The sequence below is a fragment of the Paenibacillus sp. FSL L8-0502 genome, from assembly GCF_038593055.1.
Taxonomy (GTDB): Bacteria; Bacillota; Bacilli; order Paenibacillales; family Paenibacillaceae; genus Paenibacillus; species Paenibacillus polymyxa_D.
In genome coordinates this window covers 4383565-4409843 of sequence record NZ_CP151958.1, presented here as the reverse complement: position 1 = coordinate 4409843, position 26279 = coordinate 4383565, and the positions used below count along the sequence as shown (strand labels likewise).

Below are 26279 nucleotides of genomic sequence, written 5' to 3'. Positions count from 1 at the left end.
ACATGTAGGAAGCTTTTTTGTGTTTTAGTGGGATGATAGACGCCCTTTTTATACCGTTGCCTTCTCCTTATGAGCAAAGAATTGAGGCAGATGCTCTTTGTGTGCTTCTAGTAATTCATCCAGCACGGTTTGAGCAATGTCCCCGCTTGGTACGAGCGGATTCAGGGTGAAGGCTTGCAGTGCGGTTGCATAGTCACCGGTGACCGCCGCTTCTATCGTCAGCTCTTCCATTGCCTTCATCACTTGCAGCAAGCCCCGCTGTGCAGGTGGAAATTTGCCAAAGTTGACAGGTTCGGCACCATGAGCGCGAATGACACTGGTCACTTCGATGGCGCTATCATAGGGAACATCATCAATCGCACCATTGTTACGTGTACTAACCACCATCAATGTGCCTTTGTTGTTATAAATGGAATTAATGATCTCACAGGCTGCATCGCTGTAATGCGCACCGCCGCGTTTGGATAGTTCCTCTGGTTTGTAATCCAGATTCGGATCTTTATACAATTCAAACAGACTTTCTTCCAGACGTTTGACCACTTGGCCCCGAGTTCCTTCGTTTTTGGCTTCCTCTAATTCTTCCTTGAGCATGTTATCCGTCATATAGTAATACCGATGGTAAGGACAAGGCAGCATTTTCAATTGACGAACTTGATCATACAGAAAGCGCATGTTCTTAATATTTTCTACGACTTTCTCTGGCTTTGCGCCAGGAGCGTACAGTCCTTCAATGACTTGCTCTGTTAATTCAGCTCCGGTTTTGTCATAAACTTTGTGCCAATGAAGGTGGTTAATCCCTGCAAATTTAAAGAATAGCTCTTCTTCCGGTTTGTCCAGCACAGCCGATGCACTCTTGATCGCGCCGATTGGAACATTACATAATCCGATGACTTTATCCCACTGACCATAACGAAGCACGGCTTCGGTGACCATACCCGCAGGGTTGGTAAAATTAATCAACCATGCATTCGGACACAGTTCTTTCATATCTTCGACGATACTGAGGATAACGGGGATGGTACGAAAAGCTTTGAACATTCCTCCGGCCCCATTAGTTTCCTGACCGATCATGCCATGTTTTAACGGAATACTTTCATCCTTAATCCGGGCTTCCAGCAAGCCTACCCGAAATTGGGTCGTTACAAAATCAGCGTCCTTCAACGCTTCCCGGCGATCCAGGGTCAAATGTACCTCACAATCAATGCCTGCAGCCTTTACCATCCGTTTGGCCATGGCGCCTACGATCTCCAGTTTTTCACGACCTGCCTCAATATCTACCAGCCATAATTCCCGAATGGGAAGCTCTGTATAACGTTTGATGAAGCCTTCTACTAGTTCTGGTGTATAGCTGGAGCCTCCGCCAATGGTTGCAATCTTTATGCCTTTTTTCATAGTTAGTGCCTCCTAAGTATGTTTTGTAAACCGCTTTCTTAAGCACAAACTCACTGTAATCCCTGTAATGCATTACAGGTCAAGCGCTTTTAAAAAACTTATTTTGGGAAGGTGACAATTATAGGGCGGACACCACGAACATGCTAAAATAGAAAGAACGAGGTGAAAAAAATGGCGAATATTCATGAAATTGCAAAGCTGGCGGGGGTATCCTCGGCTACGGTGTCCCGTGTCATTAACAACCATCCATACGTAAGTGAACCAACAAGACAGCGTGTGCAGGAGGTCATAGATCGACTGGATTATGTTCCTAATCTTAATGCGGTATCTTTAAAAAAAGGCATGACCAAGCTCATAGGGATTATTTCACTTTCTTTTAATGATTCATTGGGTTTATTTGTGCGCGGATTTACAATGTATGCCCAGGAGCATGGCTTTAATATAGCGCTGTTTATTACCAATGGGGAGAAGGAACAGGAGCTTGAAGCGCTGGAAATGTTGCGGAGAAAGCAACTGGACGCCTTGGTCTGTATGATTCGCGTTAATGAGTGGAGTGTGATTGAGCATTATACAAAATATGGCCCGATTGTGACCTGGCAGCGTGTAAACATTGAGGCAATCCCGTCTGTATTTATGGATCAGTATCAGGGCTATACGCTGGCATTAGAACATTTGTACACCCGAGGATATCGGAAAATTGTGAATGTGTACGGCAGCATGCGGGGATTGAATACAAAAGAACGCATTCGAGCTTATCATGACTTTTGCGAAAAATATGATTTGGACGCTGAGGCCTTCCCGCATTTTTATGATTTAAATTCAATAGAAGCTGGTGAACAAATAGCTCATTGGTGGGCAGAACGAGCACCAACAGACAGGCCGGACGCCTTCGCCTGTTCTACCGATTATTTGGCAGCAGGTCTTTTGACTGAAGCGCGTAGGCTAGGTGTTTCTGTCCCGAGTGATTTTGCAGTAGTAGGCTTTGATAACACCGAAATCTCGCATTTGCTTGATTTAACTACGATTCATTACCCGATAGACAAGCAAGCTGAGAATGCGTTCATTATGATTCGAAATGCCCTCGAAGGGCTGGAAGAAATGATACATCATCTGGAATTCAAATTAGTAGAGCGAGCGACCACCTGATTCCAAAAGAGACTTCTTGTTAGTGGTTATTAATTACCATATTCAAGTTTATATAGTAGGAATAATGGAAGAAAAATGTTGACACATGTTAAAACTTGGTGAATAATTTGAGGTGAAAGTATAAAATTTGGATTTTTTGTATGAAGGGTGGTTATGACTTGGGACATACACCTACGATTTTGGCGAAGTTAGAGGATTATTTAGGGGAAAATAATTTGACGCTGGCACAATTTGCCGAACATTCAGGTGTTCATCAAAGAACACTTAATAATTGGATTGCCAAGCATCGTCCTGTTGCTATACATCAGCTAGATCGAATCACTTGGGCTATGGGACTACCAGAAGGTTTTTTTTACGAACTATACATAGATAACTACATCATTGAGCGTTCCCCGGATTGGAGGCGAATTGAGCCGTTGTTGTTTCGCTGTGCGGAACTGGACAAGTTGGATGCTATCCAGCTTGTAGTGGGACATATTATGGACAACCTTCTATATTCCCCAAAGTTATTTGATGCAGCAGAAAAATTATTCGCACAAGGTCAGCACAATGCCGCATTGTTGCTCTACGAAGGGATTGCGGAAGGCGAGAAGTACCAGCATTCTGAACGTTTGGCTGTCTGTCAGTATCGTCTGTTTACCATTCAGGTGGGTAACAATCAGATCCGAAATCTCAAGGCGGCTACACGATTTGAACCCTTTGTCGAACGTCTGAATGAAATAGATCAACTCGATGCGTTAAAGGATTTGGCGAATGTGTATCGTTCTCTGCGTGAATGGGACAAGCTCGATGCAACTGCTCGAAAAATGAGAGCCAAAGCGGAGATCCAATATTCTTTGAAACATCAACAGAAAAAGCGAGAGTGGGAGGAGGCTGAAGAGAGGCTGAGTCGCCCGATGTTTGTGTATATCACTTATGCCGATTTACTATGTGCGAGTGTCTGTGAAGCCCAAGGAGATTATCAACAAGCTTTACAATTTACGTACGCCTACGCAGATTTAGGTTGGGTGATCGAGTCAGACCAGGAAACCCAACACTGGGTCAACTTGTTCAAGCATTGGGCAGAAGGTAATATTTTTGTAAATAGACTCCTATCTGGAGATAGGAAGGTGCTTCCTCATTATGTTGAATATATTGCATCCACATCAATCACTACCGAGAATGAAAAGTTATCCAAGTTGCTGAACGTTATGATAGCTGCTAACCGATATGCAATAGATATCAATGATGTCCTTTCACGTTTTGAAGTGGAGATTAATTCTTTTGCTCTGCTATCACAATCTACTGATATGTACACCCAACAAGTGATGCCGGATTATTTTGCATGGTTTGGTTACGAACTGGCTTATTACTATTTGAAGCGGGGAATGTACAACGATGGCTTTAAACACTTAATATATGCATTGGTAAAAGCCCATATATTAAATAATGAGACTTATTTTATAAACTGTACGGGACTTTTTGCACATTTTCAAGCACATGCGCTTCCCGAAACAAGGGAAGAGTATTTCAAACTATTAGAAAAGGTGTGGTTAGACAATGTTGAAAAAAATGATTCTGCTGGTCATCGCAGCTAGTTTCTTGTTTATTTTCACAATGCCTGTTCAGTCGCATAACCAAAATCAAAGAATAACACCTCAAGTACAAATTGGAGGTGCTTAAACGGCTGCTAGTTATTCTGATTTCTATTGCTGGTGGAGTTCTGTTAATTGGAGTATCGTACAGAGGATATACACTGCTAGGATTACTTATTTCCGAGAAAGAGAACAATGAAATTAAACAAAATAAGGCTAATCTCTAGGTCAGATTGATTGGTATGCCTCAATAAACATTGGATTTCTTTATGAAAAGGACCTCTGTTACACTTATTAGTGGAACAGAGGTCCTTTTCACGTGGATTTAGGGATATCTTTGTTTATGCAAACTTTTGGGGATGTTCTTTTTTTGTTAGGCGCATTATTTGAAAATCCAAAAAACGTCTTTTTGTTATAAAATATGACATATAGGAGGGATCATGCTGATGAACCAAGGTGTGACTTTACTTTGTGTCGAACGAGCTAGGAAGAAACTGTATCAGGTCCAGAAAAAGTATGGATTTTTAACACATCCCAAAGTAATAGAACAATCTAAAAAGCTGGATGATCTGTTGAATCATTATCAAACATGTAGATCGGATCATTGAGAAATGAGACCATGTTTTTTTTGAATTCCTTGACCGTACCTCTAACCTGCTTTGTCTGTGTCACGGCTGAAATCACCGCTACACCATCTGCACCTGCACGTGCGACTTCCTCAACACGGTCGACTGTAATACCTCCGATCCCAACAATTGGCACATCAATTCCCGCTTTACGCATCTCATATAAAATTGCTGGCCCATGTACAGCATGGGCATCATCCTTCGAGAGGGTGGGATAGATTGGCCCGACGCCGAGATAATCAGCACCTTGCAGAATGGCTCGACGTGCTTCCTCAATGGTATGGGCAGAGACGCCTAGAATTCGATTTCCGATTCGCTCGCGGACGGTTTCGGCAGATTCATCGTCCTGACCGATGTGAACACCGTCAGCGTCGATTTCAAGAGCCAGCTCCACATCGTCATTGATGATGAAGGGGACACCAGCGTGGCGGCACAGTTCCTGTAGCTGGCGCGCAAGTTCGAACATAGGGATACCCGTTAATGCGCCATGGCCTTTTTCCCGGAACTGGACCATGGTTGCCCCGCCAGCCAGAGCCTCCTGCACGACCCAGCCTGGTTCCGCTAGGCAATTCACGCTTCCAAGCACCAGGTACATCTGTAGCTGGCGGCGCACCACCTCTGACAACATTCTGCCGCTCATAGAAGCATCTCCTGACGACGACGGAAGGCCCAATGATTGGTGGGCCCATGTCCCTGTCCAAGCTGCAAAGATTCCTCAATCGCCGCCTGGATGAAGGCTTTGCCATTCGAGATAGCCTCCGGTACAGACATCCCTTTCCCTAATTCCGCGGTAATCGCTGCCGAGAAGGTGCACCCAGTTCCGTGTGTATGGACAGTCCGTACTCGCTTGCCGCTCAGCTCTGTAAAGGCGGTTCCGTCAAAGAGCAGGTCAACAATCTGTTCGCTGCTCTCGCTCTCGTCAGCGTGGCCACCCTTGATCACAACGAATTCTGATCCCATACTGCTAATATGTCTTGCAGCCTCGCGGCGATCCTCCATCGTACGGATGCTGATCCCTGTCAGGGCTTCCGCCTCCGGGATATTCGGTGTAACGACCAGGGCCAAGGGGAGCAGTTCGTCCTTCAAAGCCTGCACCGCTTCCAATTGCAGCAGTTCAGCGCCCCCCTTCGCAATCATCACGGGATCGACGACGACCTTTTTCCAGCCGAACTTTCGGATCTGCTCACTCACAAGACGGATGATACCCGCATTAAACAGCATGCCAGTCTTCAGGGCATCCACTCCAAGGTCTAATCCTACAGCTTCGATCTGTTCCGCTGTTGCTTCCTGTGGCAGCGGATATACGCCGTGGACCCCTAAGGTGTTCTGTACAGTAATGGCCGTAATAGCTGACATGCCGTATACGCCAAGCTCTTGAAAGGTTTTGAGATCGGCTTGAATTCCGGCCCCGCCGCCACTGTCCGAGCCGGCAATCGTCAGTGCTCTGGGTACACGAGTGTCTGTCATCGCGCACCACCTGCTGTAGTTGTTCCAGCTTCACGGATCGTGACATGCCCCTCTAGCGAACCAGTATGTAGTTTGGCGAGCTCGTCGAGAAAGGCAATCTGGAAGCTGCCTGGCCCTAGCTCTGCGGTACGTGCTGCGGCTCGGGAAGCTGCTGCACTGTAAAATGCCAAGCCTGCTGTACCTGCGAGCAGCAGGTTGGGTTCAACAGCTGCAAAGGCACCTAACACAGAGGTCAGCAGGCAGCCTGCTCCGGTTACCTTCGTGAGCAGCGCGTCTCCGCCGCTTATCATTCGTGCTTCGGCCCCATCGGTGATGACGTCTTCTTTTCCAGTGATGACAACCATTGTATTGAGCGCTCGAGCAGCCCGAATTGCCAGATCGACATGGCCGCTGTCAGCACTGTCACCAGCATCTACGCCTTTAATCTCACGCGCTTCTCCGACAAGATTGGCAACTTCGGCTGCGTTGCCCCGTACCAATGAGATTTTGACTTTACTCAGGATTCGCAGTGCCGATTCAGTTCTAAAGCTCGTTGCTCCCGCACCGACCGGGTCTAGCAGGACCGGAACACCGTGTGCATTCGCCGATTGTCCAGCAATGATCATGGCATCCACCAGTTCGCGGTTCAGCGTACCGATGTTTAACACGACGGCGCCTGCTATTTTGGCCATATCTGCTACTTCCTCGGGTGCATAGGCCATCACCGGGGAGGCTCCCAATGCATACAGGCCGTTGGCGGTAAAGTTGGTGACTACCACATTGGTGATATTGTGAACGAGGGGTTTGCTATTTTGTACCTTCGTTAGGAGATCCGAATAACTTTTTTCCCATGTACTCATCATGATTATCCTCTCTATAGTTGGTGGTTCAACAGGACATTAACCGTACTTCACGCATCGAATTGACAGGCTGACTATTCCAAGACCGCTGCCTGCATCTGGACCGGCCATTCTTCCTGCTTATAAGCCATGTCCCAGAACTTATATTCCAGCTGGCAGCTCAGTATAAAATGCTCAATCATCCGCTCCCGCTCAGCAGCCGTTGCCCCTTCCGCCCAAGCATCTACACGTTCTCGGAACTTGAGTGTTGTATCATCAAGCTGGTCTCCATAAAAGCCAATCCATTCATAGAACGGATGGGACTTATCCGGCTTTACTTCATCTAGCAGCCTGCGGCCAATCTCGGCATACGTCCACATACATGGCAGCAGCACAGCCAAGATCTCGCCCAGGTTGCCCTCATGCGCAACCGTCAGCATGTGCCGGATATAGTGATGAGCCGACGGAGCGAGCGGATATCCCTGCAATTCTTCATAGGTCACCCCTGCGACAGCACAGAAATTTTGATGCGGGTGAACCTCGCTGTGGAGAATAAAAGAGATTTGTTCATTAAATACAGCCATGTCCTCCCGATTCGTGCATTTGGAGATTGCGATGCCGTATATCCGCATGTAGGCGTTCAAATATTCAAAGTCCTGTTTTACATAGTGAATCAGCTGTCCCCTTGTCAAACTTCCTTCAGCAATACCTCTCACAAAGGGATGCTCAAAAATCGCTTGAAAAATGCCGTCCGCCTGCCGACGGAGTTCTTGTGTAAAACTCAATTTCGCCACCTCCATAAAATTGAAGAGCAAGAAGTCCTGTAAGAATATAATTCCGGAACAACGCTAAAAAGCCGCCCCAGAAAAATGGAGCGGCTTCAACAATAGGCCCAATACGCAAAAAAACGCTTGAAACCTTATATATAAAGGCTCCACTTTCCTACGCTAGTACGAACTAGATCAGGTTCAAAGGGTCCAAGATACGTTCTTGTCTCAGCCATAGCGGCTCCCCTAGTGGACTTCTATTCTTTTGACTATTACTGTACATACGTTCATACGCTATGTCAAACATGTCTATCTGGTCAAGGGCCAAACGACAGAGCTGAAGTTCGCTTCCGAGAGGGAAAAGGGCGCTGGAGAAGTTCAGTTCCGTCTACACGAAGGAATTCGCGGCAGGCTCCAATGTCTAAATAATCAGCATTTATACCAATAGAGAAATCAGTACTGGGAGTGTAACGAGGGATGTGACAGCACTGATGACAAAGGAGGAGGCTGTTTCTGATTCCAGGCTTTCAAAACGGGTAGCAATCATAGCAGCGACTGCTGAACCCGGGAAGGAAACGAGCAGAACTGCCTTCACAGTATCGGCAGACGACAGACCGCACAGGTAGGCAATCAGCAGCATTAATAAAGGCTGCACAATTGTTTTTAACAGTGCGATGGCAAAGGCGCTTACGCTAAAACTTATGTTACGTACGCCAATGGTTACACCGACCGCGAATAAGGCTGCCCCGGACGTAATATCACCAATTTGATTCAACGATTTGTTCAACAAATCCGGTGAATGGAAGCCGAACAAGGTCAAAATTACACCAACCAGTGGAACCAGCGCCAGCGGTTCTTTTAAGCCGTGAAGAATGGAGTCCCGGATCAGTCTTCCAAGGTGACCGTTTCGTTCCTTGCCTGAATTCCTGCTGGCTACGGTAGCTATAATGGTAGCCGCCGGGTCAAGGACGGCATTGACTACGATCCCGGTAAGCGCAATCGGAATGGCGACAGCAGAGGAGCCGTAGATGGCTCCAAGCACAGGAATGCCCATAAAAGCAAAGGTCGGCTGTGCCGAGTTCAAAGCAAACATGGCGGCATCCTTCACTGACTGCTTCCCCGCAAAGCGGGACAGTAGAAGGAGAACGGTAAAAAAGCCGACAATGCCAATGAACAGGGCCAGCAGGAATGGCCATTGCTCGATGAGCGCTTTCCTGTCCGTTGTTGTAATACCGATGAATAGATGCGCAGGTAGTGCAAATTTGGTAACGAGCGCATTTAGGGTTTTGGAGGAAGAGGCATCAAAGCTTTTGTAATGCCCCGCTAACCACCCTAAAATAATAACGAAAAAAATCGGCACCAAAATGTACAAGATATGTCCGACACTCATAGATTGATTCTCCTTGCTTGAACTGACGTATTCTGCCTGTCTGAACAAGGCAATCCCTTTCCTAAATGGAGCATTAGTGAGGGTGATGTATTACGCTTTCCACTGCTTTGACCTTGACATATTCCGGTTTCCACATTGCATCCCGTATAGCTTGTTCAACATTTGAAATGTGTGCCTGAGCTACCTGATCCTGAATCGCTGCTTTCGCTACCGCAACCGCAACAACGTACGAAACATCACGTAATTTTTGGATATGAGGGAGCAACGCACCGCCAGGCTTATTCGAATCTACGCCATTGGCAACGGCATCTGCTGCGGCTGTAAACATCGCAGGGGTAATCCTTTTGGCTTTAACCACAATCGCACCCAGACCCAGTCCCGGGAACACAAAGGCATTGTTCGCCTGTCCAATTTCAAATTTCGTACCGTTATAAGTGACGGGGTCAAAGGGGCTTCCGGTAGCAATTAATGCCTTGCCATCGGTCCACCGTATTAGATCCTCAGGTGTAGCTTCTGCAAGATTTGTAGGATTGGACATGGGCATAATGATCGGGCGTTCTACATGCTTCGCCATCTCTTTGATGATCTCTTCAGAAAAGGCACCGGCTACTCCAGAAGTTCCGATTAATAGGGTAGGCTTCACCTGACGGATGACCTCCAGCAGCGGTATTTTGCCGTCATCCGACCGCGTCCATGAGCTGACTTCCTCTTTTTTACGTACATACGGTTTCTGATAATCCAGGACATCTTCCATATCGTCCGTTAACAGCCCGCGGTAATCAAAAGCCCAAAAGGACTTGAATGAATCCTCCTCCAAAAGACCATCCGCGATCATAGCGCCCCGAATTTGGTCAGCGTTACCGATCCCTGCTGCTCCTGGGCCGAAGACAAGTACCTTTTGCTCACGCAGCGGAGTCTTGGTGACACCCACCGCCGAAAGAATTGCAGCCAAGGTCACCGCTCCTGTACCTTGTATATCATCGTTGAAGGTGAGTATACTTTGACCGTATTTTCCTATAATATGGCGTGCATTTATGCTACCCACATCTTCCCAATGTAAAAGCGCCTTCGGGAATTGCGCTAACGTTTTGCTGATAAAAGTATCAATAAACTGGTTATAGGCTTCTCCGCGAACCCGTTTATGGCGGTTTCCGATGTACAGTGGATCATTCAGCAGCTTTTCATTATTCGTACCTACATCCAGTACAATGGGCAGCACCCGCCCGGGATGAATGCCTGCCGCAGCTGTATACACTGCAAGTTTGCCAATAGCAATGTTAATCCCCCCGACACCCCAGTCTCCGATGCCCAAAATACTTTCGGAATCCGTCACGACGATCAAATCCACATCTTCACCACTCAAACCAGAATTATAGAATGCTTGTTCAATGCCGTTCGGGTTATCTATCGACAAATATACGCCTCCAGGGCGGTTGTACTCGTGACTATATTCTTGAATCGCGGTTCCTACGGTCGGCGTGTAGACTACGGGCAGCATTTCACTTAAATGGTCAGTTAGCAGTCGGTAGTAGAGTACGACATTTCGATTATGAAGGTCGTTGAGAGAAGCATTTTTACGCAGCATGGTGGGTTGTGCCAGAAACTGCTGATATGCCCGTACGCTCTGCTTCTCTAATGAAAGGACGGTGGGAGGAAGGATTCCTTCCAAACCCAGTTCTTTGCGTTCTTCTTCTGTAAAAGCGACACCTTTGTTCAAAAGGGGATTTGCCAACACATCCTTTCCCCGCAATGGAGTAGATAATGACCCATCGCGATTGACATAAAAAGCTTCCATAGAAAGACCTTCTTTCTTTTCATTTTCATGATTATTCATGACGAAAGATGACATGTTGTCCATAGTATGGACGTGCGAATCTGTTTTATTCGTCTATCTTTCTATGACAAAATAACCATATTCATTTCTTCCTGTTGATCTAAAAGAACCAATTTTAGATATAGATCGGCTAACTAATTCTGACGATTTTGGTTCTAATGGATCAGGTCTAAATACTCTGCTTTTATCAAATATGAAAATCAGTTTTTCTTCTCTTATATTCTTATATATCATGTGGTGTCAGCTATTTTGTTAAGAAAATATGAAGTATTTGGACATTAATTTAACTCCTATAAGCAAACATTCTTAATTCTTTTTCAACAAAATAGAACTATTCGGAGGAAAAGGAGAGGTTTGTGTGCAGGGACCTATAGCCATTTTTAGCGATAACGACAGGGCTATTGATTATCCCAAGGTGATTTGTTTTTACCAGTATATACAGTGCGAGGACACGGAGACAGCTTCAGTCTACGAGAACGCATGTTGTTGCCTGATTGATTATAGGGAGCCGGGGCAGGCGGTGCGGAAAGCCAATCAGATCCGTAGCCAATTTCCGCAAATGCCATTGTTACTAGTGACGGATGTAACATTTCCGTTCAGTGATCAGCATATGGTGCAAATCACCGGAGTAGGTCGTTTGCGACTGCTATTTTGGCAAGCCAATGACACTGAAGAAATGCTTTCGGAAATACAAAGCTTGCTCTATCCCGAGTATTCGACCAAAAGCCAACATATTGCATTTATCTTGTCTGTATATAACGAAGAGCAACGTTTTGCTCATGTCAAAACCTTTGCTGAACGATTGCAGGTCTTTATCCGCAGCCATATTATTGAAGGTTCGATTTATCTCATTGATGATGGCAGCCACGATGGCACGAATGCCTTGATTAAAGCGCTGGAGACAGCCACGGACTTGTCCGTAAACCGGATTAATCAGAATCTTAGTCCGCTGCTTCAAACAAGGGAATTGGGACGCAATACACGTAAGGCAGGGACGTATCTGGAAGGGATGCGAACCATTGGTGCGGATTACTACGTATTTGTGGACGCGGACGACTCCTTTTTTATTGAGGATATTGCCAGAATGATTAATGTTGTTCAGCAGGGCTATTATGATGTCGTGATCGGAACCAAGGATATGACCGCCGAGAATCGATCTTTATTGCGATCTGTCGTCAGCTTTGGTAAGCGGGTTATTTCCCGTCCTTTTTTACCCACAGGTGTGGTGGATTCCCAAACTGGGCTTAAAGTGATGAGTTCGGTTGCAGTGAAACGGATGTTTCCGCATTTAAAGGAACAGCTCGGACTGGCCCTGGATCTAGAAATGATGTTTATTGCCAAGCGACTCCAGCTCCGTGTGCTGCAATTACCCGTCAAATGTATTGACCGGGATGGCTCGCACATCCATGTCTGGAAGGATTCTATTCGTTTTTTGCGCTCCATCATTGATATTTGGCGACTGGATCGGCGGGTGAGATAACAACGTGAACAACCGATTGCGATCATTGATGTTTCCTCTGTTTAATGTGCTGCTTAACGGATTTAATTTTTTCTTCCACATTGCAGCGAGTTGGTATCTTACCGGACAAGCCTATGGCCAGGCGAATGCGCTGCTGGCACTTTTTGCACTTTCATCCGTTTTGGGTTTATCCATCCAGCTATTAACCGCCAAACTGGTCTCTAAGGGAGACAAACAGCTTACGCTACGAAGCTTACCGCTTGGTTCTCTATTACTAAAAGTACCTCTGGTGCTAACCGTGCTTGCCATGATCATTTTACTCATCTTTCATCCGTTACTGCGTTCGCTATTGGGCGTCGAATTCGGCCCGTTGTTCATGCTGTATGGCCTGATCGGACTGCATATTCTTGTGAGTTCGTGCCGCGGAGATTTACAAGGCAGGGAACGCATGCTGGCGCTCAATGTGAACTATTACATTGAGGTATTAGGGAAGCTGAGCTTGTTTTTTGTTCTGGCTGCACTGGGGTTAAAGCTGGAAGCCCTACTGTTAGCGAGCTGTGGAGGAATGTTGCTGTCGCTGCTTCACGGCTGGACCGTTTCGGCTCGTGGCTTGTCCCTTTTCACAACCAGTGGAGAACATATCCCTTCTGGGCTATGGAAATCATTGGGTCAGGATTTCACTGATAGCCTGATGACGAATTTATTCATTTTGTTTTGTATCTCTATCGACATGTTGTATGTACAGCATTACTTTCCCGAGCAGGCCAGCAGCTATGCCATTGCGCTGAAGTACAGCCAGTTGGTCTATTACGTTTCGTATAGCCTCATTGCTGCTTTTATTCCAAAGATCGGTGCGCAGGGGCATGACCGCCAAGCTTTGGGCAAGTTGATGGCCGTTTATGCCGGATTAATGGCTGTAGCTGCAATCTGTGTATATGTGGGCACGACCTTTGTGTTCCCATCCTCCATTCCCATATTATTCGGAGCCTCTTACCAATCGGCTGAGGCCTATATTCCATGGGGAGGATGGGTGTACTGGCTATTTTCCATCGTGCTGTTTTTTGTGCATGTGCACGTATTGGTGGGCAGACGCAAATTTATGTTCAGTCTGATGGCAGGAGCCGCGGCTTTATTAGTAGCCTTTCATATTGCCCACACAGATCCGGTAGATTTTTTGCTATCTGAGTTCATTGTTTACGGGGCTCTGGCTCTCTACTTTGTGATAGACGCCTATGTTCATTTGTTCAAAATAAAGATAAAGGGGGATTTACCCCATGAATACCATACATGAACAGGACGGTAAAACCGTAGTTCTATTGCTTTCTTGGCGTGACATTCGTTCACCTAAAAGCGGGGGAGCAGAAATTTTCACCCACGAAATGCTTAAACGCTCACAGCAAGGCCGCTTCCAGTTCATTCATTTTTCACCTCAATTTGAGGGGATGCCTGAGCATGAAGTTATTGACGGTATTACGTATATTCGAAAAGGGAACATATACAGTGTTATTTATTATGCGATGCGCTATTACCGTCGTTATCGAAGGAAGATCGACTATGTGATTAACCAGGCGAATACGCATCAATTCTTTACCCGATTTTGGGTGGAGGCATCCAAACGGATTTTTTTCATACATCAGCTAACAAGGGAAATATGGTTTGAGAACGCCAAATTTCCACTAAATGTTGTTGGGTTTCATATGGAGCCCTTGATGCTTAAGCTGGCTCGTAAGGATCGGACGCTTACGGTATCTCCGTCTACCCGATATGATCTGCTTAAGCTGGGCTTTCACCCCGATCGTGTCCATCTTTTACCGGAAGGCATTGAGTTTGATCATTGGCCGCGCGAACAATTTTTAACGAAGGAACCTAATCCGACCTTCATGTACGCTGGGCGCTTCGTCAAATATAAAGGCATTGATCTGGTCGTTGAGGCCTTTGGGCAGCTCAAGGAAAAGTTCCCTCAGGCTATGTTATGGATTGCCGGAAAAACCGATAAAACCTATGTGGCAGAACAATTGTTGCCGATTATGAAACGGTATGGATTAACATACGGAGAACCGGATGAACAGGGGCAATCGCAAGCTGATATTACCTTTTACGGATTTGTTTCAGCAGAGCATAAGCTGGAGCTGATGAGTCGTGCCCACGCGCTGGTGTTTCCTTCCTTGCGTGAAGGTTGGGGGTTGACAATTACCGAAGCGGCAGCGGTTGGAACGCCCAGCATTGTCAGCAATTCACCGGGTCTGGTGGATGCAACGGATTTTGGGAAGAGCGGGTATCTATGCTTTCACGGCGACATCCGGGGATTATCTGAACAAATGGAAAGAGCAGCGAAGGGCGGCGAAGATTACATGGCCATCCGTGAGCGGGCGTATCAATATGCGTTAAGATTCCATTTTGATCATACGGCTGCTGCGTTTGAGCAGTTGATGGAAGATTGGGTAGAGGAGGCGGAACAGAGTGGACAAAGTGGTCATTCTCTTCTCCACGTACAACAATGAACGGACGATAGAGCCTTGTTTGCGAAGCTGTATGGGGCAAAATTACAAGGATCTGCATATTGTAATTGCTGATGATGGCTCCAATGACCGGACCGTCGAGACGATTCGTATGCTGTCGACAGGGAGCGCAGTACCCGTAACGGTATTGGAGCTTCCCCATGGGGAGCGGGGAGTCGCTAGGGTTAGAGCGGTTGAGGAAGCGAAACGCTTGGGTGCCGAATACATATTTGTATTGGATTCCGATATGATTTTAGCCGAACATCTGATTCAGCAGAGCATCGACTTTTTTGATGATCATCAGGATATTGGCGCTTTGGTCGTTCCGGAGGAGGCGTATTCGGAAGCGGACAATTTTTTTTCCAAAGTGAAAGTTTTTGAGCGAAATGTAATTAACAATGCGGGTGAGACCTTGGGAAAACGCTCCATTGAAGCGGCACGCTTCTGGCGAATGAGCGCTTATGAATCGACGGGCGGGTTTAATGCGGAGCAGATTGCTTTTGAAGAAATACAGCCGACCTTACGTTATATAGAGTCTGGTGGAGTCATTCGCCGGGCGGTATTTACACGGGTATATCATGATGAAAAACAGGTGTATCTGCACGATGTATTACGTAAAAAAGCCTACTACTTTTCAGTGATGGATCGTACGATGTCATCTGAAGAGGGCGGATTACGAAAGGCGCTGGAACGTTGGTATTTCTTCCGTCCGGTGCTGTATACGTGGGGGAATTTGAAAAACTATATCCGTCACCCGTTGCTGACGATGGGAATGTTGTGGATGTATGTATGCCTAACTGTGATTGGGGTAGCCGCCGTGTTAAAGGGCGGCACCCGTCACTCAGGCGATCTCGCTAAGGCGGATAAGGCGTAACGATGAATGTCCGAGGGTCAGCGTATCCAGCGTGTACAGGTCGGGATCGGAAGATTCCGACTCCTCATACGGTATGTATAATGAATGCGTGGTTAACTGAATACCTTCCCCGTCAGGATGACGTAGTGAGCGGCCAACAGGATACAGCTCAGCAAGTGCAATGTGTACAGCGGTTACGATATCTTGTTCATTCAGCAGCACATAGGGTCGGTACGGAGCATTCAAAATGCTGTCTATAAATACTGACAGGTCGGAAGCTACGTTCTGGTCTGCTGCATGCAGGCTGTTTCGATTGAGTTTGGCTTGATCAAGCGCCTCATACAGTATTTTTTTTAGCGTATCATCATCCAGCTCCAGCGGTTTCGTCAAAAAACGGAACACACCGACTTGATTAATCGCCGATAAAATGGACTGCGTATGCAGGTGACCAGACAAAATGATTCGTACGATATGTGGATAATCTTTCTTAATCATGCGAAGGAAGGTAATCCCATCCAGACCAGGCATGAGCAGATCGGAAACGACCACATCAATCGGGTGCTGTTCCAGCACTTGTAGGGCTTCTTTGGGCGTGTGAGCGGTATGTAAGGTGAATGCTTCTTGCGTCAAGGTCCGTTCAAGCAGGGACAGAACCATAGGGCTGTCGTCAACAAATAGAATGTTTTGGGGTGTCATAAGAACTGCGCAACTCCAATCAGGAAGTAAGAAATGAGGAACTACATGTATAATATCAGCGTTTTGGCATTTTTGAAAGATGTCAATACAGAACGGGCGTTGCGTCTTTTTTGTGAACGATTTGATTCGGCTGAGCATGCCCTCTGGGAAAAAGGTATGCGTCTCCTTCATCAGTATCATGCTGCACGGCATACAGGGGTGACCCTGGTTGTCTCCAGCGCACTTCAGCATATGGACGATCGTCATGATATTTACGTTGTTGATCTGCGGGAATACGACGAGGAAGAGTTGGATCGCTTATATATCGCAAAAACATGCGAGTTGATCCTACTGACGGACGGGGCAACGGAAACCGCTGCGAGGTTTGCTGCCCTCCAGCGCCGCACTCCCCGGTTGCTGTGCGCACGGCTACCGTTGGTCAGCTACGAGCTGGAATGCCTGATGCAGGCTATTTTGAGCCGTCGTGAACAAAATGGAGGGGACAGGGAAGCATGAAACAATGGGCTTTGTTGAAACCAGGTTGGCAAAAGCTGATCCTGTACCTGATCGTACTGGGTGTGACCGTGTTTTTGGCCGCTGTGCTTCAATGGTTTGTCGTGCGACAATTCAGTGTTCACTTGGCGGAGATTCAGAACGAACAGCTCCAGTATGAGGTACAGGAACTTTCTAGCAGCATAACCGAGCGTTATGCCGCATGGCAGGCTGAATTGAAGGAGCTGTCGTCCAGTCTGGGCAGAGATATGCTGAATCAGGGAACACACCAGTATCCTGAGGGGTTTAAGCGTGAAAGCGGGGCCTTTTATGTGCTGGATGAACAGTATCATGTGAGGGTCGGACGAGATAATCGTGAGATGAAAAGTGCGGTCCAGCAGATTAAGTGGCTGCAAAATGGTTGTGCAGTAAGCTCTTTTGTGACAGAGGATCATCAGCCTGCCCAGTATATCGCATGCAGGATTCAAGGAGCGCAGATGGGCGGTTTTATGGTGCGCAAGGTTGACGCTGATATGCTCAGCGGAATTATTAAAAGTAAACCGGTTAACCAGTATGAGACTTTATTTTATAACGGTCAATTTAAGGTCGTAGCTTCCCGAAGTAATCCGGATATTAACCGAACGGACATCACGGGCGTCACCCGTAGGCTGATGGAGGGCAATACAGGTGCCATTGAAGATGACGGTGAAAAATACGGGATAGGATTTAGCCGCATTGGGGAAGAAGCCCTTTACATATCGGTTAAGGATGTCAGCGAGGATACAGCACAGCGAATCAGCTCCTTCGGCAAACAGTTGTGGATGGTCATGGTTCTAATATTGATCATTCTGTGGGCCATGCTCGTACAGTTCCGCAAAAGGATTGTAAAGGATGCCATCGTGAATAATCAGGTGCGTGATCAACGGCGAGATGAAGATATGCGACAGCAGCAGGACACGTATTATTTGCCGTTAATGCAGACGATTGAGCAGCAGCTACAAGAGCTGCAAGAGCAGACTGGCCGTCTCACAGGCGGTGATGATTTGAAGCTGCTGGGATTCTATCATGATCTAGCAAACCGTTTTGAAGCGGCATCCAGTCAGGGAAAAGGAGCCTCTCATGAGGAACTGGAGTATTTTCGCGAGTTGAATGAAAATTTTATCCAGGGTCGTCTCAGACAGGAATCCTCACTGGGAGAGTTACTGACGGGAGTTCGTAGCTTGCGCGATGAGCTGGAAGAGAAGATGCATGATAATAGTGGAATTAGCTTTACAGATATGAATGAAGTATTGTCTGAGTCGCTGAAATGGGCGAACCGTTCATTGAACATGAAGAACATTCAAGTGATCTTGCGGCAAGAGCCTGTTCCATCGATTGCAGTACAAGCACCCATGCTGTACAAAACGATTCAGGGACTGCTGGAAAATGCAGTTCAGGCCATGGGCCAAGGCGGAGAATTGCCTGAGGATCAGGAACAGGGCCGAACAGGTCTGCGGTCCAAGCGACAATCCCAAGTGCTTAAGGTTAGTTCACGGCTGGAAGAAGGAGAAATTGTTATTATCATTGAGGACACAGGCGGCGGGATTGATGATAAAATGCGTTGGAGCTATTTCCAGCCAGACTATTCCCAAAACTCGCAGGAGCATGCGTTCAGCCTGTACCATATGGATGCATACCTGAAGACCATAGGCGGCCGTTTAAAGCTGCGTAATACCGATCAGGGCTTGCAGGCAATCGTTCGTTTGAGAAGATAGGCCCAAGATAACCGACAGATATACGAGAAGTTCAAGAGAGGGGGACAAGCATGAAAAAATGGGTATTTCACTATCGTTACGATATGGCGGCAATGATGTTGATGCTGATTGCGATTGTTGCATATCTTGCACCCATCTATGGACCAGGGCAAATTGTGTTTAGCGACATTGCTTTTGGAGCCACCTCTCATCGGTATCTGGAGGAAATAACCGGGGTATGGAACGAGCGATGGTCTACCTCGACCTTGTTCAATGCTCCACGTATCCTGTACATCTTGCCCTTCTATGGACTGTCACTCTTATTTGACGAAAGCGGACCGGTCTTGCTCAAGTCGTTTATTACAGGCTTGTTATTTGTTTCGGCATTTTCGATGTATGCCTTTGCCAAACGATTGGTTAGCGTGTATTATTCACCAAGCTTTACGAAGACCCGTATTTTTGCCATCATGGTCGGCTCGTTGTTTTATGCGCTGAATCCGTGGGTTATTTTCCGCATTCAGCATATTTATTTGCTCTGTGGATATAGTTTATTTCCGTTAATGATGCGATTCTTTTTCAGTGCGGTGGACCCCAAGTTTCAAATTCAACAAATTAAAAACTATCATCCCCACAAGTTGTATCAGCGGAACTGGATCGACCTGTTTCTGTTGGCTGCGGTATTCACCGTTAGTGCTGCGGCAATTCACTATTTTTTCTTCGGCATGATTTATTTGGGCTTGTTCACCATGTTGCTATTGATCAAGCTGACCTGGACCCACCGTAAGGCTGGTCGCACCTATTTGCAGCCGTTATACGGCAATTTTTTGCGTAAAGGGATCATTTTTGGCATGTTTTTCGGTCTGCTAAGTTTTTATTGGTTGTCTCTATATGTCGGTAGCATGTTGATGGACGCTCAAGCGTCTCAGCATAATATCAATGTCGTGGATACGTTGTCTCTGTTCAGCCGCAACAGCAGTTTAAATAATGTGGGTTATTTACTGAGCTATTGGTGGCCCATGTTTTCCTTGTCCTCACTGCCTGTCATGTTTTATGTAGGAGGGGGATTTTTGTTGCTATTGATCGGGTATGCGATGGTGACACGTTCACATAAAAATCCGATCATTCTGATCTTCTCGCTACTTACGCTACTGTTTCTGGTTGCAGCTACCGGGACGACGTTCCCATCGATTGCCAAGTGGTTTGTCATTCTGGTTACGAAAACCCCTGTGATTGGTTCGGTTTTCCGTGATCCTAACAAATTTATTGGACTGATTGCCCTTAATTTCGGGGTGTTGCTGACCTTTGGTGTCATTCAATTTATGGAATGGTTCGGATCATCGCCGCTACAGCGTGTATATAAAAAGCTGGCGGTCGTTATCGTCGTCCTGTGTCTGGGGGTATATTTTGCTCCCTTGCGCACTCAGTTCATTGAGGGGTACTACAAGCCAGTACAAGTGCCGGAGGCTTATGGTCAAATGGCTGAAAAGCTGACTGATCCGGATCGTTTCGATAGCAAGGCATTATACTTTCCGATTGCTGACAATATGATTCAGAGCTATAACGGAGTAGCCACGCCCAAATGGAATAAAGGGAAGACCGCAAACGAAAAGGCAACCGGAGATTTTCAGGTATACTCTTCTCCTAAAAATACGGTCTTTCATCATGAGGGCAATGATCCCGGTATTACATACTATATGAATTTTCTACAGTATGTCATGGACAACGGATTAAGCTCCCGATTAGGTTGGCTGTTCTCTACCTTTGGTGTTAACCAGTTGGTCTACCATGATGAATATGTGGGACAGGAGAAGCGTCAGGATTTCCACCTCTCTCAGCTGGAAGGTCAGACCGGGCTGAAACGTACGTACCAGAACGGGCTATTTTCCATATTCAATCTCGACCAGACACCACCCTATATGAACATCCTTGCGAGTAAAATTGTAACACCTTACGGTTTTAGCCGGCTGGAGAGCTACAGCCATCTGCCCGGTTTTGATTTTAGCCGCTTTGGAGTGCTGTTCAGTGCGTTAAAGCCTGAGCTAAAAACCGTCCAGACGATTAACAAAGGGGATTATGTGGAAGCGGTGTCCTTTAATGACTTGCTATTGTCACAGCTTCCAGCAGAGGATTACTTACGGCCTTTTGATGCCATTGAGGATGGTAATGCCTTTTTAAAATGGTCCAAAACCTTTGCCTCGACCAACGATTGGTTGTGGTATTTATCCTCCCAAAATATACGGAACTTTCCGTTCGATATGGAAATGGATGCAGGGATTGCGGTCACCTTTGCCAGTAAGAAGCTGGATGTGGCCCCGTATCAGATGAGCAGCATCGAAGGGAAGACGGTTGTGGACTTTGATTCCATGTTGCGGACCGAAACCTTCTTCAAGCCGGATAACCCGCAGTTGTTCAGTGTGCAGGCTAATCCCCGTGAGGAATTGAATGATGTGCCAACTCTGCATGGCGAAATTATGAAGGGTGACCCGAGTAATATATGGCAGGTCGCTCGATCGGGTTTGCTGGAAGCCAAGGAAAATAATCCGTATCAGTTCCAAATTACTGTTTCCGGTCGCGGAACGAACAAAATGCATGTGAAAATGAGATTTTACGATAAGCAAATGCGTGAACTGGGGGTTAGCTATGTCGTGGCGCCTTCGGAGGGATATAATTTTGACAGTGTGAAATTTTACGGGGAATACGTGTCGCCGCCCGGCAGCTATTGGATGCGAATGGATTTGTTAACCCTGCAGCGTCCACAGCAAAAAAATTACTGGTGGATTCATGATATCCAGCTACGTGATTTGGGGCAATATAGTAAGCCTAACACGTTTACGATGCACAAAAAACTGGATCAACCTCAAACCTCGCATGTATATGCCAGAGTGTTTATGAATAAGGCAGGCGGGAAATTACAAGTCACGTTACCGGACAAAGTGGTTAGTATCAAGACCCAGGATGATGGTTTAAACCAATTTCAATGGGTCGATCTGGGAGAACATGTTTTTCCAAAAGGAGATACTCCAGTCACGGTTAATAACCTGCAAGGTTTTAATGCGGTCAATCAATTTGCGATTGTGCCTGTGGATCAGCTAGATCGGTTATCTTTTCCAGTGGAGCAGGCATTGAAGCGGGGCAAGCTCTTTTTCACCTTGGAGGCAGAGAACGATTTTAACGCCCAAGGGAATGTGCAGACGGAGCGTGCTTTGCCAAGACTTAGTATGGGGCGAGGGATCAGCTATCAGAAGGGGACGTTAAGCAGGGATGTGGAAGTCGCCAAAACGGGAACCTATGCCACAGCTATTTTGGCTAATCTACCTGCAGGATACCATGGGTCATTAACGATGAAGTGGGTGAATGAAGAGACGGGAGAGGTGCTGACCAGAACGATTCGTACGGAAGAGTCGTATAAGCGGTTACCCGCTACCTCTTTATCTGAAAAGCAGGTTATTGAAACGGTGCCCGATCAGGATGGTTTTGCCAAGAAAATCATACAAATTCCCGGTCTGCTGAACGACTATGGCCGAATAGAATTCAAAAATCTGTTCCTAACCAAGGGAAAGTATCACTTAACCCTTGTGCTGGACAGCCAAGTACCGTCATTGAGCCGTTTTGGAGATATTCATCGAATGGGCGGGCAGGAAGTGACGGTAATGCCTGGGGAGAACACGAAGGAGTCATTAGACACGGATGTCGGATGTGTAGCGGATATACGACCTGGCCAGACGAACCTGTCATTTATGGACGAAGGACTCTCTATCCGTTACGCACCTAGCTATTCCTGTGACTGGAATATATATGCGTCCAAGAAAATGAAGGCCGAGCCGCTGCAAGAGTATGCCGTGCAGTTGGATGCGCGATCAGCACAAGTTGGAAGTCGGCACATGAAGGTCATATTTTTGAATAAAGCGTCCCAGGTTCTTCAAACCTCCTATATTGATGAGGTGGAGGAGAGAGATAAGGAACAATGGAATCATTATGATCAAATTGTGAAGGCACCGGCAGGAACCGCCATGATGCAGTTTCAAATTTTAGCGCATGCGCACAAGAAGCAGTCAGGCTTATTTCAAATGAAGGAATATTCCATTATCCCTTATCAAGCCATGATTACAGTGGATCAATTTACGTTGTTTGAGGGAACGGATATGGATACCTTTTTTATGGCACCACATGCTTCGGAAAGCATTCAGGCTACTCGTGAGAATTCCATGGAACGTAGTTTTACGCTATATAATCCGACGCATCAGCAGGTGCTGATCCGGGAGACCGAATCACCCAATCCACTATGGGAGTTCAGACTGGGTGGCGAAAATCAGCGAGCCCGTCTGTCTGTGAATGGAGTAACTACCGGATTCATTACCAATGGTAACGGGAACGGGAAAGTCGTCGTTATTCTGGCTTCCGCCTACCGTTTCGGATGGGGATTGTTCCTCATAGGGATACTGGGTGGAGCAGCTTGTTTTCTTCCTTATCGGCGATGGAAGAAGCGAAACCTTCCATAAAAAGCAAGCTGCTCAGTGGGGAAATGGGTAGCCATGATACGGCTACATCTCATATTTGTAGCCTCTGCCCCAGACGGTACGGATGTGCTGAGGATTTTTAGGGTCACGTTCTATTTTTTTGCGGAGGCTGGAAATATGTACGTCGATAGTGCGATCCAGATAAGCGCCATCTCCGCCTTTGATCCGATCCATCAGCTCACTGCGGGTAAAGACTTTACCTGGATTGCAGGACATTTCTTTTATAATAGAAAATTCGATTTGAGTGACTTCTATTTCTTGGTCATCGACTAACAGACAATGACGGTAATCATTCACCCATACCCTTACCTTTTTATTCTTTTGAGTTACCGTTTGCGATTCAGTGAGCATGTTGCGGCCGCAGCGGCGCAGCAGGGCTTTGATGCGGGCATTTAACTCTATCAGACTGAACGGCTTGCATAAGAAGTCATCTGCTCCGTCATCCAGAGCTTTTATTCTTATATTCAGCACGGTGTTATTAGAGATGACCAGCATAGGGACTGTGGTAAATTGACGGATTTGGCTGATCAGCGCACATTCGACTTTACCGGAAAACATTAGAGCGGTCACAATAATATCCGGCTTAAAACGCATGAGTGTAGGAATTGCAAGTTTAGAGTCATAAATAAGCTCGGTATGATAGCCTTCCTCCTGAAGGTGAAGAGCAATCATATCTGCCAAACCTTTTTGATTTTCAATGATGAGTATTTTTATGGGCATGACTGACATCTCCTGTACAGACAAAGATACAATAGCATTGCATAATCATGTATTTGCCACGATAATACATACTTATGTATTCGGCAGAAATGCGAAAAATGAACAGTCTTATAATGTAAGAAAAATATTAATTTACAGGAAGAAGGTTGCATCTTTGCGAATGATTTTATTATCTGGAGGTTCGGGTAAACGTCTGTGGCCCTTATCCAATGTGAACCGTCCCAAGCAGTTTCTTTCCATACTACGTCACGACGAACGGCCCGAAAGTATGCTGCAACGAATATGGAGGCAATTAGATGAGGCGAATTTGGCAGATGAGGCCTATTTTTCGACGAGTGGAACTCAGGCCGAGCTGATTCGAGGACAAATTGGCGGAGATGCTGTAGTGATTGAGGAGCCGACTCAGCGAGATACTTTCCCGGCCATTTCCCTGGCTACGGCCTACTTGCATGACGTTGCAGGCGCATCACTCGACGAGATCGTAGGGGTCATGCCTGTGGACGGGTATGCGGGAGATGAATTTTTTGAGCATCTGCGCAGGCTTCCTTCCATATTAGAGCAATCAGGAAGCCATATCGCATTAATGGGGGCTGCTCCGACGGAACCCTCTGATAAATACGGATATATTGTGCCTTCAGCCTCTCCTTCACTTGACCAGCCATATTATAGGGTTAGTTCATTTGTAGAAAAGCCGGATCTGATTCGTTCAGAAGCGTTGATCCGTGAAGGGGCCTTATGGAATTGCGGGGTGTTTGCTTTTAGACTGGGCTTTTTATTGGATATTCTGAAGCAAATGGGTATACCAGCCGACTATGAATCTCTTTCGACAAATTATGCAGACTTGCCTAAAACTAGCTTCGATATCGCGGTAGTAGAGCATACTCATAAGCTCTCTGTGCTTCCATATCATGGAGAGTGGAGAGACTTGGGCACATGGGATTCGTTGGTGAGAGAAGTAAGCTCGAAGCTGAGTGGTCCAGGATATATTTCAGAAGCTTCACATGACTCGCATATCATCAATGAACTGGAGATTCCGGTCAGTATCTGGAATGTCCCGGACATTATCGTCGTTGCCGGGCCGGATGGCGTGCTGGTTACGGATCGGCAGTCATCCACAGGAATTAAGGATATGGTGGCGGAAATTGAAATCGGACCACGTTTTGAGGAGCGCTTCTGGGGAAAGCAAACGGTGTTATCCCATCAAGCGGCAGCAAGTGGATTGCAGACAGTGACCAAACGCGTGGTCATTTCAAACGGGAGATTTATCAGCTATCATGAGCATCAGTTTCGTAAAGAAGTTTGGACTATAGTTTCTGGAACCGGGAGTGTCTCTATCAATGGCGTGATACAGACAGTCAGCCCCGGTGAGGTCATCGTCATTGAACCCGGTACAAAGCATTTTATAGGGGCAGTAGAAGGAGATTTAGAATTCATTGAGTCACAAATCGGACATATCGTATCCGAAACGGATATTATCCGTTATGAATTTCCTGATTCGATTGACGACCATACTCATGAAGTGTCTACAATATAGGGACTGATAGATACGAACGAGGTTTATCAGAAGGCAGTGAAGAGTAGTAGGAACTATTTTTTATTAGAGCTTAAATGCCTGTGCATTCCTAAAAAGGTATTCATGCGTTATACGAATGAATACCTTTTTTTGCATAAACAGTTCTCTGTGTTTGTAATGAATTGAATAGAAAAGAGACTTATAAAATAATAATTTTCTTGGAAGTCAGCCACTCTTTTACAGCATCCGTACTGAGGTCTCTTTTGGGCGTCCATTCTATTTTATCAACCAGCTTGCCGTTTCTGAATTCTGCAATAGTGGGGGTGTATTTAACGTTGTAATCCTCTTTGAATTTATTCCATTGAGGCTTGTCCTTATGGATTTTGTGAACGTTCAAAAAAGTAATTTTAGAGCCTAGATTATACTGTTCGATCATCTTGTTAAAGTTAGGCTCAAACCGATTGCAGTCGCCACAACTCGGTCTGCCGATATAGACAAATACACTTTGATCCTGTTGAATCAAACGCTTAAAACCATCAACTGTAACCGCATTCAAGTGGTCATATATTTCGGGGTAATTGCTTTTGCTCGCTTGGATTTCTTTGTCTTTTTGTTGAACAACCTGCTCCAGATCCTGAAATTTAACTACAGCTGAAATAGCGATAGCAATGACAAGCAACACAATGACACTTAACCCGGCGATATATCCTTTTTTCACAGAAATCCTCCTTTTTTTACATTCTTACGCTTACAATAAATGATATTTCCATTTTTCACTGTAACACTTGTCTCATTATGTATAAAA

The 26279-nt window shown here is 46.2% G+C and carries 21 protein-coding genes and 1 riboswitch; of the genes, 11 read left to right on the top strand and 10 right to left on the bottom strand.

What is annotated here, in order from left to right:
• Nucleotides 1-48: 48 nt before the first annotated feature.
• Nucleotides 49-1392 (bottom strand): 6-phospho-beta-glucosidase, encoded by a 1344-nt coding sequence (locus tag NSQ57_RS19145; RefSeq protein WP_342425171.1) that lies wholly within the window; start codon nucleotides 1390-1392, stop codon nucleotides 49-51.
• A gap of 171 nt (nucleotides 1393-1563) precedes the next feature.
• On the opposite strand from NSQ57_RS19145, the gene NSQ57_RS19140 reads away from it, so the two are divergent.
• The 3 genes from NSQ57_RS19140 to NSQ57_RS19130 all read left to right on the top strand — a co-directional run bounded on the left by NSQ57_RS19140 (nucleotide 1564) and on the right by NSQ57_RS19130 (nucleotide 4720).
• Nucleotides 1564-2538: a LacI family DNA-binding transcriptional regulator gene (locus tag NSQ57_RS19140; RefSeq protein WP_340933018.1), complete on the top strand. Its 975-nt coding sequence runs from the start codon at nucleotides 1564-1566 to the stop codon at nucleotides 2536-2538.
• A 158-nt stretch (nucleotides 2539-2696) separates the two neighbouring features.
• Nucleotides 2697-4115 carry a helix-turn-helix transcriptional regulator gene (locus NSQ57_RS19135; RefSeq protein WP_342425170.1) on the top strand — a complete coding sequence of 473 codons (1419 nt, stop codon included), beginning with the start codon at nucleotides 2697-2699 and terminating at the stop codon, nucleotides 4113-4115.
• 437 nt (nucleotides 4116-4552) lie between these two features.
• On the top strand, nucleotides 4553-4720 hold the full coding sequence (locus tag NSQ57_RS19130; protein ID WP_071558335.1) for an aspartyl-phosphate phosphatase Spo0E family protein: 168 nt from the start codon (nucleotides 4553-4555) through the stop codon (nucleotides 4718-4720).
• Here NSQ57_RS19130 and thiE read toward each other — a convergent pair.
• The 6 genes from thiE to NSQ57_RS19100 all read right to left on the bottom strand — a co-directional run bounded on the left by thiE (nucleotide 4665) and on the right by NSQ57_RS19100 (nucleotide 10975).
• Nucleotides 4665-5378 (bottom strand): thiamine phosphate synthase, encoded by a 714-nt coding sequence (gene thiE / locus NSQ57_RS19125; RefSeq protein ID WP_340956616.1) that lies wholly within the window; start codon nucleotides 5376-5378, stop codon nucleotides 4665-4667. The genes NSQ57_RS19130 and thiE overlap by 56 nt on opposite strands.
• On the bottom strand, nucleotides 5375-6205 hold the full coding sequence (thiD, locus tag NSQ57_RS19120; protein WP_069011045.1) for a bifunctional hydroxymethylpyrimidine kinase/phosphomethylpyrimidine kinase: 831 nt from the start codon (nucleotides 6203-6205) through the stop codon (nucleotides 5375-5377). The genes thiE and thiD overlap by 4 nt, the downstream gene beginning before the upstream one ends.
• Nucleotides 6202-7044 carry a hydroxyethylthiazole kinase gene (gene thiM, locus NSQ57_RS19115; RefSeq protein WP_342426135.1) on the bottom strand — a complete coding sequence of 281 codons (843 nt, stop codon included), beginning with the start codon at nucleotides 7042-7044 and terminating at the stop codon, nucleotides 6202-6204. Before thiM ends, thiD begins: the two co-directional genes overlap by 4 nt.
• A 74-nt stretch (nucleotides 7045-7118) precedes the next feature.
• Complete coding sequence (gene tenA / locus NSQ57_RS19110) at nucleotides 7119-7808, bottom strand: thiaminase II (RefSeq protein WP_165148741.1); 690 nt, start codon at nucleotides 7806-7808, stop codon at nucleotides 7119-7121.
• Nucleotides 7809-7945: 137 nt separating this feature from the next.
• A riboswitch (TPP riboswitch) is annotated at nucleotides 7946-8048 on the bottom strand.
• A 178-nt stretch (nucleotides 8049-8226) separates the two neighbouring features.
• Nucleotides 8227-9180 (bottom strand): AEC family transporter, encoded by a 954-nt coding sequence (locus NSQ57_RS19105; RefSeq protein ID WP_342425169.1) that lies wholly within the window; start codon nucleotides 9178-9180, stop codon nucleotides 8227-8229.
• 73 nt (nucleotides 9181-9253) lie between these two features.
• A complete protein-coding gene (locus tag NSQ57_RS19100; protein ID WP_342425168.1) occupies nucleotides 9254-10975 on the bottom strand; it encodes an NAD-dependent malic enzyme in 1722 nt (573 codons plus the stop codon).
• Nucleotides 10976-11372: 397 nt separating this feature from the next.
• Here NSQ57_RS19100 and NSQ57_RS19095 point away from each other — a divergent pair, with 397 nt between their 5' ends.
• The 4 genes from NSQ57_RS19095 to NSQ57_RS19080 are packed head-to-tail and all read left to right on the top strand — an operon-like array spanning nucleotide 11373 to nucleotide 15845.
• Nucleotides 11373-12494, top strand: coding sequence for a glycosyltransferase (locus tag NSQ57_RS19095; RefSeq protein WP_341039900.1), 1122 nt, complete (start codon nucleotides 11373-11375; stop codon nucleotides 12492-12494).
• 4 nt (nucleotides 12495-12498) lie between these two features.
• Nucleotides 12499-13764, top strand: coding sequence for a transporter (locus tag NSQ57_RS19090; protein WP_342425167.1), 1266 nt, complete (start codon nucleotides 12499-12501; stop codon nucleotides 13762-13764).
• Nucleotides 13748-14974, top strand: a complete 1227-nt coding sequence (locus tag NSQ57_RS19085) for a glycosyltransferase family 4 protein (protein WP_342425166.1) — start codon at nucleotides 13748-13750, stop codon at nucleotides 14972-14974. The genes NSQ57_RS19090 and NSQ57_RS19085 overlap by 17 nt, the downstream gene beginning before the upstream one ends.
• Complete coding sequence (locus NSQ57_RS19080; protein WP_342425165.1) at nucleotides 14934-15845, top strand: glycosyltransferase family 2 protein; 912 nt, start codon at nucleotides 14934-14936, stop codon at nucleotides 15843-15845. Before NSQ57_RS19085 ends, NSQ57_RS19080 begins: the two co-directional genes overlap by 41 nt.
• Here the strand turns inward: NSQ57_RS19080 and NSQ57_RS19075 are convergent.
• Nucleotides 15813-16520: a response regulator gene (locus NSQ57_RS19075; protein ID WP_069011050.1), complete on the bottom strand. Its 708-nt coding sequence runs from the start codon at nucleotides 16518-16520 to the stop codon at nucleotides 15813-15815. The genes NSQ57_RS19080 and NSQ57_RS19075 overlap by 33 nt on opposite strands.
• Before the next feature lie 45 nt (nucleotides 16521-16565).
• Between NSQ57_RS19075 and NSQ57_RS19070 the strand changes: the two genes are divergently transcribed.
• Genes NSQ57_RS19070 through NSQ57_RS19060 form a run of 3 tightly spaced genes read left to right on the top strand, consistent with a single transcriptional unit; the run spans nucleotide 16566 to nucleotide 23223 of the window.
• Nucleotides 16566-17015, top strand: a complete 450-nt coding sequence (locus tag NSQ57_RS19070; RefSeq protein ID WP_342425164.1) for a hypothetical protein — start codon at nucleotides 16566-16568, stop codon at nucleotides 17013-17015.
• Nucleotides 17012-18745, top strand: coding sequence for an ATP-binding protein (locus NSQ57_RS19065; protein ID WP_342425163.1), 1734 nt, complete (start codon nucleotides 17012-17014; stop codon nucleotides 18743-18745). Before NSQ57_RS19070 ends, NSQ57_RS19065 begins: the two co-directional genes overlap by 4 nt.
• 50 nt (nucleotides 18746-18795) lie before the next feature.
• Entirely contained in the window at nucleotides 18796-23223 is a 4428-nt protein-coding gene (locus NSQ57_RS19060; RefSeq protein ID WP_342425162.1) for a hypothetical protein, read from the top strand.
• A 42-nt stretch (nucleotides 23224-23265) separates the two neighbouring features.
• Here NSQ57_RS19060 and NSQ57_RS19055 read toward each other — a convergent pair whose 3' ends face one another.
• The gene (locus NSQ57_RS19055) at nucleotides 23266-23961 is read right to left on the bottom strand and encodes a response regulator transcription factor (RefSeq protein ID WP_069011053.1); all 696 of its coding nucleotides are present in this window, start codon (nucleotides 23959-23961) and stop codon (nucleotides 23266-23268) included.
• 160 nt (nucleotides 23962-24121) lie between these two features.
• Here NSQ57_RS19055 and NSQ57_RS19050 point away from each other — a divergent pair, with 160 nt between their 5' ends.
• Nucleotides 24122-25495, top strand: a complete 1374-nt coding sequence (locus tag NSQ57_RS19050; RefSeq protein WP_340957594.1) for a sugar phosphate nucleotidyltransferase — start codon at nucleotides 24122-24124, stop codon at nucleotides 25493-25495.
• Nucleotides 25496-25673: 178 nt separating this feature from the next.
• Here the strand turns inward: NSQ57_RS19050 and NSQ57_RS19045 are convergent, their stop codons facing one another.
• Nucleotides 25674-26192 carry a thioredoxin family protein gene (locus tag NSQ57_RS19045; protein ID WP_039272589.1) on the bottom strand — a complete coding sequence of 173 codons (519 nt, stop codon included), beginning with the start codon at nucleotides 26190-26192 and terminating at the stop codon, nucleotides 25674-25676.
• Between the last annotated feature and the right edge of the window lie 87 nt (nucleotides 26193-26279).